Source organism: Chryseobacterium sp. AC405b (assembly GCF_979258685.1).
The window spans coordinates 1,660,999-1,676,576 of record NZ_OZ409877.1; the positions used below are offsets into that span (position 1 = coordinate 1,660,999).

At 36.9% G+C, this 15,578-nt stretch carries 13 protein-coding genes and 1 pseudogene; all 14 read right to left on the bottom strand.

What is annotated here, in order from left to right; translation table 11 throughout:
* Positions 1-2 precede the first annotated feature (2 nt).
* Positions 3-1,559, bottom strand: coding sequence for a T9SS type A sorting domain-containing protein (locus ACZZZA_RS08095; RefSeq protein WP_463430766.1), 1,557 nt, complete (start codon positions 1,557-1,559; stop codon positions 3-5).
* A gap of 684 nt (positions 1,560-2,243) precedes the next feature.
* Positions 2,244-3,629: an NADH-quinone oxidoreductase subunit N gene (locus ACZZZA_RS08100; protein ID WP_463430767.1), complete on the bottom strand. Its 1,386-nt coding sequence runs from the start codon at positions 3,627-3,629 to the stop codon at positions 2,244-2,246.
* A gap of 159 nt (positions 3,630-3,788) precedes the next feature.
* The gene (locus ACZZZA_RS08105) at positions 3,789-5,285 is read right to left on the bottom strand and encodes a complex I subunit 4 family protein (protein WP_463430768.1); all 1,497 of its coding nucleotides are present in this window, start codon (positions 5,283-5,285) and stop codon (positions 3,789-3,791) included.
* A pseudogene (gene nuoL / locus ACZZZA_RS08110) lies at positions 5,285-7,199 on the bottom strand (NADH-quinone oxidoreductase subunit L). Before nuoL ends, ACZZZA_RS08105 begins: the two are co-directional and overlap by 1 nt.
* Positions 7,200-7,202: 3 nt before the next feature.
* Positions 7,203-7,532, bottom strand: a complete 330-nt coding sequence (nuoK, locus tag ACZZZA_RS08115; RefSeq protein WP_047447237.1) for an NADH-quinone oxidoreductase subunit NuoK — start codon at positions 7,530-7,532, stop codon at positions 7,203-7,205.
* Between the two features lie 3 nt (positions 7,533-7,535).
* Positions 7,536-8,033, bottom strand: a complete 498-nt coding sequence (locus ACZZZA_RS08120; RefSeq protein WP_242804485.1) for an NADH-quinone oxidoreductase subunit J family protein — start codon at positions 8,031-8,033, stop codon at positions 7,536-7,538.
* On the bottom strand, positions 8,033-8,590 hold the full coding sequence (locus tag ACZZZA_RS08125; RefSeq protein WP_463430769.1) for a NuoI/complex I 23 kDa subunit family protein: 558 nt from the start codon (positions 8,588-8,590) through the stop codon (positions 8,033-8,035). The genes ACZZZA_RS08120 and ACZZZA_RS08125 overlap by 1 nt, the downstream gene beginning before the upstream one ends.
* A 77-nt stretch (positions 8,591-8,667) precedes the next feature.
* Positions 8,668-9,729, bottom strand: coding sequence for an NADH-quinone oxidoreductase subunit NuoH (nuoH, locus tag ACZZZA_RS08130; protein ID WP_463430770.1), 1,062 nt, complete (start codon positions 9,727-9,729; stop codon positions 8,668-8,670).
* A gap of 89 nt (positions 9,730-9,818) precedes the next feature.
* Positions 9,819-10,817, bottom strand: a complete 999-nt coding sequence (locus ACZZZA_RS08135; RefSeq protein WP_463430771.1) for an NADH-quinone oxidoreductase subunit G — start codon at positions 10,815-10,817, stop codon at positions 9,819-9,821.
* 55 nt (positions 10,818-10,872) lie between these two features.
* On the bottom strand, positions 10,873-11,694 hold the full coding sequence (locus ACZZZA_RS08140) for a hypothetical protein (RefSeq protein WP_463430773.1): 822 nt from the start codon (positions 11,692-11,694) through the stop codon (positions 10,873-10,875).
* 29 nt (positions 11,695-11,723) lie between these two features.
* Positions 11,724-13,079 (bottom strand): NADH-quinone oxidoreductase subunit NuoF, encoded by a 1,356-nt coding sequence (gene nuoF, locus ACZZZA_RS08145; RefSeq protein ID WP_463430775.1) that lies wholly within the window; start codon positions 13,077-13,079, stop codon positions 11,724-11,726.
* Between the two features lie 86 nt (positions 13,080-13,165).
* A complete protein-coding gene (locus ACZZZA_RS08150) occupies positions 13,166-13,675 on the bottom strand; it encodes an NADH-quinone oxidoreductase subunit NuoE family protein (RefSeq protein WP_162087288.1) in 510 nt (169 codons plus the stop codon).
* 122 nt (positions 13,676-13,797) lie between these two features.
* A complete protein-coding gene (locus tag ACZZZA_RS08155; RefSeq protein ID WP_463430778.1) occupies positions 13,798-15,021 on the bottom strand; it encodes an NADH-quinone oxidoreductase subunit D in 1,224 nt (407 codons plus the stop codon).
* Positions 15,022-15,081: 60 nt separating this feature from the next.
* A complete protein-coding gene (locus ACZZZA_RS08160) occupies positions 15,082-15,576 on the bottom strand; it encodes an NADH-quinone oxidoreductase subunit C (protein ID WP_463430780.1) in 495 nt (164 codons plus the stop codon).
* Between the last annotated feature and the right edge of the window lie 2 nt (positions 15,577-15,578).

Here is a 15,578-nt window from a genome sequence, read left to right on the forward strand (position 1 = left end):
TTTTATTTCTTAATGATTTTAGCATTCGCCGTTTTATTCGTATCCGTTTTTATCGTCACTAAATAAGCACCCTGAATGAGGTTTTGCGTATTGATCTTCGTGATTTTGTTTTTGGTTTTTAGTGTTTGGAGCTGTCTTCCGCCCATATCATAGACGGTGATATCAGCTTCTTTAAAGTCAAATCCAATCTCCACATAACAGTAATCAGACACAGGATTCGGATAGATCTTAATATCCTGCTTTTCAATCAACTGATCCAGCTGTTTGTCACCTAACTTCACGATCTTCCAGTTTTCCTTGCCCAATTCTTCTGCGCTCGTACCCGCCAACACAATAGATCCGTCTCTGTTTAATTTTATATCAGATAAACGTTCTTCTTTCTTGCGGGATTCTCCTTTTACATGCTTTCTCCACTGTTCATTGCCATCAGAATTTAAATACAACATCCAGAAGGTTTCGTCATCTGTCTCAATTCTGCCTTCTGCTTGTGTGTAACCGCCGAGTAAAATGCCTTTGGTTAGGTCTTTATTCTTTTCTCTTTCATCTTTCCTCTGAATCACATTCATCCCCATCAGAACATCCCTGTTTTTAAAATTGTAGGATTTTTGCCAAAGTTCTTCGCCTCTTTCGTTCAAAGAAATCAACCAGATATCGGTTCCTTCTTCAATTCCTGTTGTTTTATTTCCTGATCTTTCGGATCTTGATTCTCCGCCAATGATAAATCCTGTAGAAGTCATTGCCAAAGTTCGCAGATGGTCATCGCCTTTCCCTCCGAAGTTTTTTTCCCATTCTACTTTTCCTTCTTTATTCAGCTTGACAATCCAAAAATCACCTTCACCGAAGTTTTCGGTTTTCTTGGAACCACCAACAGTACTTCGTGAGTAAATTCCGAGCAAAGCACCACCATCCAGAGTAGGAATCATTTTCTCCACTTCATCCAATCCTTTTCCACCTATAATGATTTGTGACAATTCTTTTCCGTTTTTATCGAGTTTTGAAACAATGACATCTTTAGACCCGTAACCCTTGGAAGCATTTTGAACATTTCCGGCTACAAAAAAACCGAAATCTGTGGTCTGGATCACTGCTTTCGCTTCTTCATCCTGAGAAGTTCCCAGGGTTTTCTGCCACAGCTCGTCTCCAAATTCGTTAATTCTGATCAGCCAAATATCCGAACCGCCTTTTGTATTGTCTTTTTTGTCTAATCCTGCATTGGAGTACGAAGTTCCTGCCAATAAAAATCCGCCTTCCTGAGTAGCAACTGTTGCCGAAAGAAAATCATGATTTTGTCCTGAGAAATATTTTTCCCATACTTCTTCACCCTGTTGGTTGAGCTTAACGAGATGAAAATCGTAACCGTTATTTTGCTTATTGCCTACAGCTTCAAGCTTACTGCTTTGTATGGAGCTTCCTGTAATCAAATATTGCTGATCGATCGTGGTGGTCACCTGCGAGAGAAAATCCTGAGTCGAGGATTTAATGTCTTTCTGCCATACCACATCCTGAGCATACAATACCGCAGTAGCGCATAGAAATGCACTTGTGTAGAGTTTTTTCATCATAGAGTTTTTTAATTGTTATTAATTTTTGCTAATATAAAAATATTTTTAATTCTTAAAATAAGGAAACCCTTAATCATTGTTAATTATTGTTCATCAATTAATGCAGAATTCTTTTTTCATCTTTATTTTTCTTAGTATTAATGATATATTCTGTAAAGATCAACATCAAATGCGACAGAAGCTGTCGTGTTATATAATTGCATTTTTTTTAGTTGGCTTTGTGATTATTGAAAATAAGAAAGGCGCAGGACAGAAGTCGATCCGTATTAGAGGTACCGCGAAGAACCCAAAGACCAGAAAGACTACGCCTGCGCCAGCAGTAGACACAGGCGTAAGTCTATCAAAATTTGGTTGTCATAGAAGATTCGCAGTTTTCTAATACCAATATGATAGCTTACGCGTTAATTTTTTTCGTTAAAATCTGTTTTGAAGATAAAAATATTTTTTAAATCCGAAAAACAAATTTTAATTGTCAGGCAGAACTGTCTAAACTTTGTTCTTTCACCCTACAAAAGAAATAAAGTGGTATATGAAAAGTATTTTAGGTATAACAAATCAACAATACAAACAAATTAACGAGATAAGTATCGTAACCGTTATTTGAATAAATACGAATATTGATTCATAAAAAAACCTTCCAGTTAATTGGAAGGTTTTATAGTATTTGATTTAAATCTTATTTTATAAACCGAACTGCCTAGCAAACAAATCAGGATAAACTCCTAACACTACTAATGATGCAATAATCACAACAGCAACAATATTGTACGTAATCGTTACTTTTTCTGCAGTTTTGAACGTTGTTTCTTTAAAGAAAAACATTGCAATAATTAATCTTAAGTAGTATGCAATTGAAATAGCCGAACCTAAAACTGCTACAATGACTAGGAATGTATTGTCATCTTTCTTCAAAGCCTGAGCAAATAATGAGAATTTACCCATAAACCCTGCCGTCAAAGGAATTCCCGCCATTGACAGTAAAGAGATGGTTGCCACAACTGCCAATAAAGGTTCTGTTTTTGCCAACCCTTTGAATGCTCCGAAAGATGTTTCTCTTTTGATCTTTTCTACCCAGATTAGACACATAAAAACTCCAACTGTTGAAAGTGAATAGGCGAATAAATAAAATGCTAATGTATATGGAGAAAGCGCATTCATTCCGAAGAAAACCAAACCGATATATCCTGCGTGAGAAACTGAAGAGTACGCCAACATTCTTTTCGCATTGGTCTGTGCAAGTCCCATAACGTTAGCAAGAACCAAAGTGATGATCAGGAATACCCCAAGAATATTGATCCATTCAGCAGTTACACCGGAGAATCCGATGGTCATTAATCTGAACAATGCGAAGAATCCTGAGATTTTCACGACACTTGCCATGAACGCTGTAATCAGTGAAGGCGAACCTGCATAAACATCAGGACTCCACATATGAAACGGTGCCAAAGCTACTTTGAATGACATTGCGCAGAGCATTAAGATCACTCCTAAAATCAACATAATATTTTTAGGATTGGTTTCCGTAAATTCCTGAATTTTATATAAATCGAAAGTTCCTGTACTTCCATAGATAAATGCGATACCAAACAACAAGAAACCTGTTGCGAATGCACCCATCAGGAAATATTTAATTGAAGCTTCGTTTGATCTTAAATCTGTTTTGTTCGCTCCCGCCATTACATACAATGGAATCGAAAGAATCTCAACACCTAAGAATAAAGTCACTAAGTTTTGGAAACCGAAAAGGATAATTCCGCCACAAAGAGCAAAAAGCATCAAAGCATACAATTCTGACTGATGGCTTCTGTGATTGCTGAATGCAAAACCTCCTAAGAAGAACAACAGCAAAGTCGTTACAATAGAAATCTTTGTGAATAAAGCTGCATTTGCACTGAATTCATACATGTGTCTGTATTGCTCGAAAAATGATGCTTCCGGCAAAAAGCTCACATACAAGGCAATGATTAATCCAAAAACACCTATGTATCTTGCGAGTTTTCCTTGCTCAAAAACTCCTGAAAATAACGCAGCAACTGCAGTTAGGAAAACAATAATTAAAACACTCATAATTTATATTTGAGATTGGAGATCGAAAGGTTTAAAGGTAAAGTTGTTTGTTTAAGTTTAAAGTTTGTTAAATACAGTCTTCAAAATCTTTAATCTATTATCTTTTCTCTTTAATCTATACGCTCTCTGAATAATTCTTAATCTTTTACTATTTAAATTTTAGTTAATCATTGAAGTATAAATAAACTTCAGTGAACTACTTACCATATCAATCACCGGCTGAGGAAAAACTCCCAATACAATTACAAATACTGCAATACTTGCCAATACCGAGAATTCTACTGCCGATAAATCTTTTGCTGTACTTAAAACCGCTTCGTCGCCTTGTCCAAACATTGCTTTCCCGTAGAATCTCAATAAGTAAACAGCACAGAGAATAACTGTAAGACCGGCGATTACTGAAGCCAATACATTAAAATCAAAGATCGATTTAATCAAAATAAATTCCCCAATAAAACCATTCGTTAACGGAACTCCCATTGAACCTAATATGATAATTAAAAACAATACAGCAAATTTAGGAGCGACTTTCGCCAAACCTCCCATCTGTCTGATGTCTCTTGATTTAAATCTTTTGTATAAAATATCAGCACAGAAAAACAAACCTGCCACGTTCATACCATGAGCAAATGTCTGTACCAAAGCTCCTTCAGCTCCTTCAATCGTAAATGTTCCTCTTAAAGTAAGAACTGCTGATGAGAAAATACCAGCCACCATCAATCCAACGTGAGAGAAAGAAGAATACGCAATGATTCTCTTCATATCGGTCTGGATAATTGCGATTAATGCTCCGTGCACAATTCCTACAATCGCCAGGATAATTACAATCTGTCCGGAAATCCCGAAGATTGCCGTTGGCGTAATAGGAATCAGATAACGAAGTACACCATAGATCGCCATTTTAAGCATAATCCCTGATAACAACATCGATCCCTGAGTAGGAGAGTAAGTATAAGTGTCCGGCTGCCAAGTGTGGAATGGGAAAACCGGAAGTTTAACTGCAAATGCAAAGAAGATAAACCAGAAAATAACAATTTGTTGAGTTTCACCGAGGTCTGCGTTATATAAATCTGTTAAAGCAAATGATGCTGAATGAGTGTAAACGTAAATTAAACCTGCCAACATAAACAATGATCCTACGAAAGTATACACGAAGAATTTTGTAGTGAACTCCAGTCTTTTGTTTTCCTGACCCCAAAGTGCAGCGATAAACCAGATCGGAATCAAAGTTACTTCCCAGAAAATGTAAAACAACAATCCGTCTAATGCAGTGAAAACACCAACCAGTCCGAATTGCATCAGCAAAATAAGACCGTAAAAAGAATTTTTATAGCTTACATTTTCGTTAAAAGACGAAAGGATAATGATCGGCATCAAAATATTGGTCAACAATAAAAGAAGCAAACTCATCCCGTCTATTCCGAAATGCAGACTACTTTTTATAAACTGTGACCAAGGATAGTTGATCTCGTACTGCAATACGCTGTCTACGGTCGGATTAAAATCAAAATCCGAAACTACGTAAAAGGTAAGCAGCATTTGAATTAAAGCAATTCCTAATGCCAGGTATTTGCTGGAAGTATTCCTCCACGCAAAGACCAATCCCGAACCTACAAGAGGTAATAGTAATAATGTTAATAGTAAATAATCAGACATTATTGTAATATAAAGTTAACAATTAATATAATTCCCACAGCTAAAGACATGATCAGAATGTAGTTTTCTACATTTCCGTTCTGTATACGCTTCATCGATCTTCCGCTGTCTTCAGCGCCTTCTCCGATGTAGTCTACAAAACGATCCAGAACGCCTTTGTCAAACATTTTTCCGCCACGTCCCAGTCCTTCGACAGTTTTTACAATCAAAGCGTTGTAAAGTTCGTCAACATATAGTTTCTTAGCAGATAGTTTTTCCCATCCTGTATAATCGTCTTCAGCGATAGCTCTTTTTTTCTTATTTACATAAGTATTTTTCACCAGAAACCAAACTGCAAAAAACATGGCAACAGTTGCTCCTAAAAGAATAAATTCGGTACTTTCTGCTACTCCTGTAAGCGTAGCTTCCATTTGCTTAAAGCTTTCTTCTGTCAATACCGGTTTTAGCCATTCCATTAATTTAGCATAATGACCGTGACCGATGAAGTGAGGAAGGTTAATAAAACCTCCGACTACTGAAAGGATAGCCAAAACGATTAATGGTAAAGTCATGTTTAATGGACTTTCGTGTAAATGATGTTTCTGTTCTTCTGTTCCTCTGAAATCTCCGTGGAAAGTCAGATAATATAATCTGAACATATATGTTGCAGTAACAGCCGCTAAAATAAATAGCATTACCCAGTAAATCGGGTTTTTAGCATAAGCCGCTACTAAAATTTCGTCTTTTGAAATCATCCCTGATAATAAAGGAAATCCTGAGATCGCCAATGTACCGATCAAGAAAGTTGCATGAGTGATTGGAATATACTTTTTCAAACCTCCCATGAAACGCATATCCTGTTCGTTGCTCATTGCGTGAATGACAGAACCTGCACCCAAGAATAACAAAGCTTTAAAGAAAGCATGCGTCATTACGTGGAACATTGCCGTTGTATAAGCTCCCAAACCTAAAGCGATAAACATAAAGCCTAGTTGTGAAACCGTAGAATACGCCAATACTTTTTTGATATCGTTCTGACGAAGTGCATAGAAACCTGCCATTGCTGCGGTTAAGAATCCGATTAATAAAATTCCGTCCTGAACGGTTGGTGCTAAAGTAAATAAGAAGTTTGATCTTACCACCAAATAAATACCTGCAGTTACCATCGTCGCTGCGTGAATCAATGCAGAAACCGGAGTACGAACCAGCCATCGCATCAGGTAACCATGTATATAAAGGAACCTGAGCAGATTTTCCGGTAGCACCAATAAATAAACTTGAAGTAATAAATATAATGATTGTACCGTCTAATTCAAATTTTCCTGCATTTTGAGCGACCGTTAAATAATCAACTGCATTTGTTTGAGAAGCAATCATAAAGATTCCAATCAACAAAGCAAGGTCACCAATTCTGTTCATGATGAAAGCTTTTCTTGCTGCTTTCCCATATTCTTCGTTCGTGTACCAGAAGCCAATCAGTAAGTAAGAACATAAACCTACCCCTTCCCATCCGATGAATAAGATTAAGTAGTTGCTTCCCATGACCAAAAGTAACATGGAGAAGATAAATAAATTTAAATAAGTGAAAAACTTATAGAAACCTTTATCATGACTCATATATCCGATAGAGTAGAGGTGAATCAAAGACCCGATTCCTGTGATGATCATTACCATCATTAATGACAGCTGATCGATCTGAAAACCGAAGTTGATTTGAATTCCGTTGACTCTAAACCATTCAAAAGCTTTTACGATCACGGGCTGGCTTTCAGAATCGAAATTCATAAAAATGCTTACTGCAATACAGAACGGAATAAAAACCATTGCCGTAGCCAGAGAACCAACCACTATCTTTGGAAGATTTTTCCCGAATAAACCGTTGATCAGAAAACCTAAAAGTGGTAAAAGTATTATTGCATAGACTAAATTCTCCATTCTTTATCCTCTTAATTTATTAAATATACTTACATCCACAGAACGGGTATTTCTGTAGAGCATCGCAATAATTGCCAAACCTACCGCTACTTCTGCAGCAGCAACCACCATAATGAAGAAAACTAAAAGTTGCCCGTCACTGTTCCCGTTGTACGCTGAAAATGCAGCCAGCAAAAGGTTTACAGAATTCAGCATAAGCTCCACACAACCCAAAATTACAATTGCGTTTTTTCTCAGCAACACTCCTAAAACTCCAAGACAGAACAATACTGACGAAAGGATGATGAAATATTCCAGAGGGACGCTTTGCATAAAAGTATTTACTTCTCCCATAATTTATAAATCTTTTTTACCGATTAATACCGCACCTACAATACCTGCTAAAATCAGGATGGAAGCAAGCTCAAACGGCAAAACATATTCGTTGAATAAAAGTCTTCCGAGATTCTTGGTAAGACCAACGCCTTTGTCTACGTTTTCTACGACCAAATGTTTTTCCTGAACTCCTCTGAAAACACCTAAAACCCCAATTAATAAAAGACCTGCTGTAAAAACTCCAACAAACTTTAAAGTATTGTTCTTCTTACTTTCGTCTTCTTTATTAAGGTTAAGCATCATTAAGATGTATAGGAATAAAACCATGATCGCACCTGCATAAACGATGATCTGTATAATGGCCAAAAACTGTGCATTCAGAAGAATGTACATTCCGGCGATTGAAAACATTGTAACAATTAATGACAGAATAGCGTAGAGAGGATTTCTCGCAAATACGAAATAAACCGCACTTGACACTGCTAAAAACGCCACTAAGAAAAATAAAAACTGATCCATTATTTTACCGCATTTTTTTGTTTCTCGGACTGTCTTTCTGTGATGTCAATCCTTTCATTAATTTTTTCAACTAATTTATCTTTTCCGTAAATGAAAGAACCTCTGTTGGTTTCTACATCCACCAAACGGTCTGTAAGATAAATGGCAGATTTCGGACAAGCTTCTTCACACATTCCGCAGAAAATACATCTCAACATATTGATTTCATATACGGATGCATATTTTTCTTCCCTGTAAAGATCTTTTTCTTCTTTAGTTCTTTCTGCAGCAGTCATGGTGATTGCTTCAGCAGGACATGCCACTGCGCACAATCCACAAGCTGTACATCTTTCTCTGCCTTCCTCATCTCTTTTCAAAACATGCTGACCTCTCCAGATATCTGCTCTCGGTTTTTGTACTTCCGGATAAGAATATACTGCAGGTGCGCCTTTTATAACGGTTCTCACAGCATGCTTAAAAGTAATCCCCATTCCTTTAAAAATCGCCGGAAGGTAGATTTTCTCAGAAAAGGTCATTTCTTTATTTGAAACAACTTTTGATCTGTTTGTAAGTTTCATTTATTTATAGATATTAGATGTTAGACATTAGATTTTAGACCAATCTTGTCTGTTATCTTAATTTATATTCAATTTTTTTAATTTCCAAAAGCTAAAATTACTGCTCCTGTAATCATCAGATTAACCAATGCTAACGGAATCAAAGTTTTCCATCCTAAGTGCATCAACTGATCGTATCTGAATCTTGGTAACGTCCATCTGATCCACATAAAGATCAAAATTCCGACAATCGTTTTTGTTAAAAATGCTACAATGCTTAAAATTCCAGCTGCATTTTCTCCCCAATTCTGAGTGACCCACTCAATTCCCGGGTAATTGTACCCTCCGAAGAAAAGAACTACGATAAATGCGTTTGAAATAAACATGTTCACATATTCACCAAACATATACAATCCTAACTTCATTGAAGAATATTCTGTAGAATATCCTGTAACCAATTCAGATTCACATTCAGGTAAATCGAAAGGGTGACGGTTGGTTTCTGCCAAAGCCGCAACAAAGAAAATTAAAAATGCTAAAGGCTGGTAAAGTATATTCCAGTTTAATCCGTCTATTTCAAAAAGTCCCCAGATTTTACCTGAAGTCTGAGTTTCGGTAATCACTTTTAAATCTAAACTTCCCGTCATCATGATGATAGAAAGTAAAGCAAGACCCATCGCCAATTCGTAAGAAATCATCTGCGAAGAAGCACGGATTGCACCTAATAATGAATATTTATTATTGGAAGCCCAACCTCCGATCATAATTCCGTAAACTCCGATAGAAGCCATACCGATGATGAATAGTACACCCACATCAATATTAGCCACTTGTAAATCGAAAGATTCACCACCAATATTCAAAGTTTTTCCCCAAGGGATAACGGCTCCGGTAATCAATGAAATAAACATCACCAATGCAGGTCCCAATACAAAAAGAAATCTTTCTGCATTTTGCGGAGTAAAATCTTCTTTAAAGAAAAATTTTCCACCATCGGCAAGAGGCTGCAGCAAACCGAATGGCCCAGATCTGTTAGGCCCGATTCTGTCCTGCATAATAGCCGCCACTTTTCTTTCTGCCCAGGTAGAGTAGGCCGCTATCGTTAATGATAACAGGAAAAGTGCCAGTACAAGTATTAATTTAAATGTAAGTAAATCCATTTTTTATTTTGATATTAGATATTAGAAGTTAGAAATTAGAGGTTAGATTAAATCTGTTATCTAATGTCTGAAATCTGATGTCTTTAAAATTATTTTTCGTCTTTTTCGCTGATTTCTTTCGCCATAGGATTGTCTAAAACTCTCAATTCGTCTTTAGGCTTCTCGTAATGGTTCAATGAAATTACTGAATGTCTGTCGATATGTCTTGGACCTTCAATGTTCCAGTCGCTAAGGCTCTTTCTTTCGAAACGACAAGTGTCACAGATGAATTCTTCGACTTCTCCCCACTGATCTTTTCTTGCAGTAACTCTTACCACTTCGTCACCTTTCAAATATACAGTAGTTTTACCAGAACACTTATCACATTCACAAGAAGCATTCATTGGTTTTGTAAACCAAACTCTGCTTGTAAAACGTGCTGTTCTGTCTGTTAATGCTCCAACCGGACAAACGTCGATTACGTTTCCGATGAAATCATTATCTAATGCTTTATTTAAATAAGTTGAAATTTCAGCATGATCTCCTCTGAACAGAATTCCGTGTTCACGCTCACCAGTCAGTTGATTTGCTGCCAAAACGCATCTTGCACACAAGATACAACGGTTCATATTCAGTTTGATATTCGGACCTAAGTCATCTGCATCATACGTATTTCTTTCAAAATCAGTTCTGGTGTCAGGATCTCCATATTCATATCCTAAATCCTGAAGATGACATTCTCCTGCCTGATCGCAAACCGGGCAATCTAACGGGTGATTCACCAATAAAAATTCGGTAACAGCTTTACGACCTTCCTGTGCTTTATCAGAAGAAAGATTTTTCACTTCCATTCCGTCCATTACATTGGTTCTGCAACTTGCTACCAATTTCGGCATCGGTCGCGGATCTGCTTCCGAACCTTTAGAAACTTCCACCAAACACGTTCTGCATCTTCCTCCACTTGCTTCTAATTTGCTGTAATAGCACATTGCAGGTGGTACAGATTTTCCTCCTATTTGTCTGGCTGCTTCTAAAATAGAAGTTCCGGGCAAAACTTCGGCAGTCTGTCCGTCTATCGTTATTTTAAATTTCTTAACCTCTTCGCTCATATTTTTTCGCTTTATATGCGGTAAGCAATAGTTCTATTTATTAATTAAAATCAAATTAATTTGACTTTTTTGTTGTATTAAAAGTATATCCGATTCCAAAATTGAATTGTGCATATACAAAATCCTGAGAAGCTTTATCTGGCTTGTTGTTCAGTGTCGTTTTAATATCCGGCATATTGATATATCCAAACTTTCCTTCTGCCTGAAGTACAATATGTTTAATGACTACCATACTTAAACCTGCTCTTGCATCCAGTCCAAACCCGGCCAAATGAAATCTGTCACTTCTTTCATTTCCCATCAGTCTAACATTAGATTTAGGTAATAAAGCACCTAATCCAGCTCCATAACTCAGGAAGATATCAAGATGTTTTTTATCTAAAACGTTATGATACTTTTGAGCCCCAATATTGATGTAATTCAGACCATCAGTGTGTTCGAATGTTAAAAACTCTTCACTGCTTAAGTCTACTTTATCATCATTCACCATTCCTGCATATTTAGGATCGTTGATGTATCCCTTTAAATTTACACTCTGGTTTTGATCCATCACATATTTCATATGATCCATTCCCAAGGTAATTCCAAAATTATCTTTCGGAAAATAGGTAATTCTATAATTAACCTGAGGAATCGTTATACTTCCCGGATTAAAATAGGTTCCCCAATCAAATTTGGTCTGTCTGTCATTTGCAACTACATTATCTAATTGAAAATCATACCCGTCGCCTTTAAAGCGAATATCTGATTTTGAATATTTTGCATTATTCCATCCCCAGAACACCATAAAGCTTCCTTTTTTGAAAACTCTGCTGTTTTCCTCCTGTTGTTGTCCTTTTAAATTAATAGAATTAAATCCTATTAATAATAAAAGCACGAATATATTTTTCAATTTGTGTTTGTATCTTAATTACTTACTACTACCGGAATGGGGTCTGCATAATTTGCCAATCCGTAGTTTTGTGTTTGACTTAATTCAGGATTTTTCACGTGCCATTCAAATTCATCTCTGAAGTGACGAATCGCTGCTGCAACGGGCCATGCTGCCGCATCACCTAAAGGACAAATAGTGTTTCCTTCAATTTTTCTCTGGATGTCCCAAAGTAAATCGATGTCTTCCATTTTTCCTTCTCCTTTTTCTATCTTCTTTAAAATCTTGTGCATCCATCCTGTTCCTTCACGGCATGGAGTACATTGTCCGCAACTTTCGTGGTGATAAAACCTTGCCAAAGTCATGGTGTGTTCTACAACACACTGGTCTTCGTCTAAGACAATAAAACCTCCTGAACCCATCATCGTTCCTGTAGCAAAACCACCGTCAGCAAGAGATTCATAGTTCATATATCTTGGTTCACCGTTTACGGTTTTCAATAATAAGTTTGCCGGAACAATCGGAACCGAACTTCCTCCTGGAATACAAGCTTTTAGCTTTTTCCCGTTTGGAATTCCACCACAATATTCATCAGAGTATATGAATTCTTCAACAGTAATGGTCATGTCGATTTCGTAAACTCCTGGCTTATTGATATTTCCGCAGGCCGAAATCAATTTTGTACCTGTAGATCTTCCAACACCTATTTTAGCATACTCTGCTCCTGTAATGTCGATAATCGGAACAATTGCTGCGATAGATTCAACGTTATTTACAACCGTTGGTCTTTCCCAAAGTCCTTTTACAGCCGGGAAAGGTGGTTTTAATCTTGGGTTTCCTCTTTTTCCTTCAAGGGATTCAAGTAAAGCAGTTTCTTCACCGCAGATATAAGCGCCGCCACCTCTCTGAACATAAATTTCACAATCGAAACCAGTTCCTAAGATGTTTTTACCTAAAAATCCTGCTGCTTTAGCTTCTTCAATAGCTTCTTCTAAAATATCAGGAATCCATGAATATTCTCCACGGATGTAGATGTAAGAAACATTTGACCCTAAACAATACGATGAAATCAACATTCCCTCGATCAAAAGATGAGGAAGAAATTCCATTAAATATCGGTCTTTGAAAGTTCCCGGTTCAGATTCATCTGCATTTACGACCAAGTGTCTCGGCACGCCTTCCGGTTTTGCCAGAAAGCTCCACTTCATCCCTGTTGGGAAACCTGCGCCACCACGACCACGAAGACCTGAAACTTTTACTTCTTCAAGAATTTCATCGGGTGTCATTTTTAAGGCTTTTTCTGCTGCTCCATAACCTCCCTGTTTGCGGTAAGTTTTCAGATAGCGGATGCCTTCAATATGTGCGTCTTTAAGTAAAAGTTTTTTACTCATTTTTAATATGCTTTTAGCGAATGGCTTCTACACGTCGACAAGCTAAGTGTGAAAGCTCTACTTTTTTTAATTAGTTTAAAATTTATTTAGCCCAAATCAACTTGTCCTTCTCTGCAAAGATCAAGGATTTCGTCTACTTTTTCTATGGTTAAATTTTCGTGATAAAACTTTCCTAGCTGTAACATTGGAGCATATCCGCAAGCTCCCAGACATTCAGCAGGTTTCAATGTAAACATTCCGTCTGCAGTTGTTTCGCCGTCTTTAATGTTAAGCTTTGTTCTGATATGATCTAATATTTTTTCACTTCCAGATACCATACAAGGTCCGGTTCTGCATACTTCTAAAACATATTTACCGACAGGCTTCATATTGAACATGGTGTAGAAAGTTGCCACTTCATATACTTCAATTGGCTTAATACTCAATAATTCAGCAACATAATCCATTACAGGGACGTCTAACCAACCTCCAAATTCTTTCTGTGCTATATGAAGAACAGGAAGAAGAGCAGATTTTTGTTTTCCTTCAGGGTATCTAGCGATAATTTTATGTACCTGCTGTAAACTTTCCGGTTTAAAAGCTATTGTTTCGCTCATTTTTTTATCTAAGATTAAAGAGTAAGGAACAAAGAAAAAAGATTCTGAAGGTCCGATTATTCTAAATTCGTATTTATATTGTTTGAAGAAAGTCTTTTGTCTTTCTTCTTTTATCTAATGTATTATGCGTCTAATTCTCCTGCAATAATATTCATGCTGCACATCGTAACGATTGCATCAGAAATCACAGCACCTGTAATCATTTCAGGATAAGCCTGATAATAGATGAAACATGGTCTTCTAAAGTGAAGTCTATAAGGTGTTCTTCCACCATCACTTACCAAATAGAATCCTAGTTCTCCGTTTCCACCTTCAACAGCGTGGTATACTTCTCCTTTCGGAACATCTGTTTCACCCATTACAATTTTAAAGTGATAGATGAGCGCTTCCATTTTTTGATAAACATCTGCTTTTTCAGGAAGATAGAAGTCAGGAACATCCGCATGGAAATCTCCTTCCGGAAGATTATCGTAAGCCTGATTGATTATTTTTAATGATTCCCAGATTTCTTGCTGACGAACCATAAATCTGTCATAAGTATCACCTGCTGTTCCTACAGGAATGATAAAATCAAAATCTTCGTAAGATGAATAAGGTTCTGCAACTCTTACATCATAATCTACACCGGCTGCACGTAAATTCGGACCTGTAAAACCATAGCTTAAGGCACGTTCAGCAGAAATTGCTCCTGCGCCAATAGTTCTGTCCATAAAGATTCTATTTCTCTCCAGCAATTGTCCGAATTCAGCAAATCTTGCCGGGAAAGTTTTTAAGAAATCTTTTAATAATTCATGGAATTTTGGAGTGAAATCTCTTTCAAAGCCTCCGATTCTACCCATATTCGTAGTCATTCTAGCACCACAAATCTGCTCGTACATGTCGTAGATACGCTCTCTTTCGATAAACATATAAGTAAGACCTGTAATTGCACCCGCATCCATCCCGGTTACTCCGTTACAAATCAAATGGTCACCGATTCTTGCCAGTTCCATTAAAATAACACGCATGTAATCTACACGTTTGGGAACTTTTATACCTAATAATTTTTCTACTGTCATGTGCCATCCTATGTTATTGATAGGGGCAGAACAGTAGTTCATACGGTCTGTAAGGGTTGTAATCTGAGCGTAGTTTCTTCTTTCAGAAATTTTCTCAAAAGCTCTGTGAATGTAACCAACCGTTTGCTCGGCATGAAGAATTCTTTCTCCATCCATCGTCAACACATTCTGGAAAATACCGTGTGTTGCAGGGTGCGTAGGACCCAGATTCAAGGTGTATAACTGCCCGTCAATCTGTTCTTTACTTTCGTGTTGGTTAAGTATATTAGATAATGAGTTATCTTTCATATTTTAAATGCTTTAGGCTTTAGGCTTTAAGCTTATTGCTTACTGCTTACTGCATTATTTTTATCTTCCGAACATTGCGTCGTCCTTGTCGGTTCTTGTACCGTCTTCAAGACGATATTCTTTCAACATTGGGTGGTAACCCAGATCTTCCATATTTAAAATAGGTCTTAAATCAGGGTGTCCTTTGAATTTAATTCCGTAGAAATCAAAAGTTTCTCTTTCCATCCAGTTTGCTCCAGCATATAATTCTGTGAGAGAATCAACTTCGATATTTTCTCTTGACATGAAAATCTTCAAACGCAGTCTGAAGTTGGTCATCATATTTTGTACATGATACACGACACCAATTTCTTTCTCAGGAAATTCCGGGTAATGGATTCCACAAACATCTGTAAGGAAATTAATTTCTAAAGATGAATCTTTCAAATAATGAATGATTTTTTTGATGTCTTCTTTTTTAACTTCAATGGTCAGCATTCCGTAAGGTTCTGAACTAGAAATTACAGTGTCTGGAAATTCTCTTGTAATGGCTTCTAATACAAATTCGTTCGTCATTC

Bases quoted from the DNA above. Each gene is read 5' to 3' on its own strand.
- ACZZZA_RS08155 (WP_463430778.1), bottom strand. From the start codon at position 15,021: ATGAAAGATAACTCATTATCTAATATACTTAACCAACACGAAAGTAAA.
- nuoH (WP_463430770.1), bottom strand. From the start codon at position 9,729: ATGGATTTACTTACATTTAAATTAATACTTGTACTGGCACTTTTCCTG.
- ACZZZA_RS08095 (WP_463430766.1), bottom strand. From the start codon at position 1,559: ATGAAAAAACTCTACACAAGTGCATTTCTATGCGCTACTGCGGTATTG.
- ACZZZA_RS08160 (WP_463430780.1), bottom strand. From the start codon at position 15,576: ATGACGAACGAATTTGTATTAGAAGCCATTACAAGAGAATTTCCAGAC.
- nuoK (WP_047447237.1), bottom strand. From the start codon at position 7,532: ATGGGAGAAGTAAATACTTTTATGCAAAGCGTCCCTCTGGAATATTTC.
- ACZZZA_RS08125 (WP_463430769.1), bottom strand. From the start codon at position 8,590: ATGAAACTTACAAACAGATCAAAAGTTGTTTCAAATAAAGAAATGACC.
- nuoF (WP_463430775.1), bottom strand. From the start codon at position 13,079: ATGAGTAAAAAACTTTTACTTAAAGACGCACATATTGAAGGCATCCGC.
- ACZZZA_RS08100 (WP_463430767.1), bottom strand. From the start codon at position 3,629: ATGAGTGTTTTAATTATTGTTTTCCTAACTGCAGTTGCTGCGTTATTT.
- ACZZZA_RS08105 (WP_463430768.1), bottom strand. From the start codon at position 5,285: ATGTCTGATTATTTACTATTAACATTATTACTATTACCTCTTGTAGGT.
- ACZZZA_RS08135 (WP_463430771.1), bottom strand. From the start codon at position 10,817: ATGAGCGAAGAGGTTAAGAAATTTAAAATAACGATAGACGGACAGACT.
- ACZZZA_RS08120 (WP_242804485.1), bottom strand. From the start codon at position 8,033: ATGGATCAGTTTTTATTTTTCTTAGTGGCGTTTTTAGCAGTGTCAAGT.
- ACZZZA_RS08150 (WP_162087288.1), bottom strand. From the start codon at position 13,675: ATGAGCGAAACAATAGCTTTTAAACCGGAAAGTTTACAGCAGGTACAT.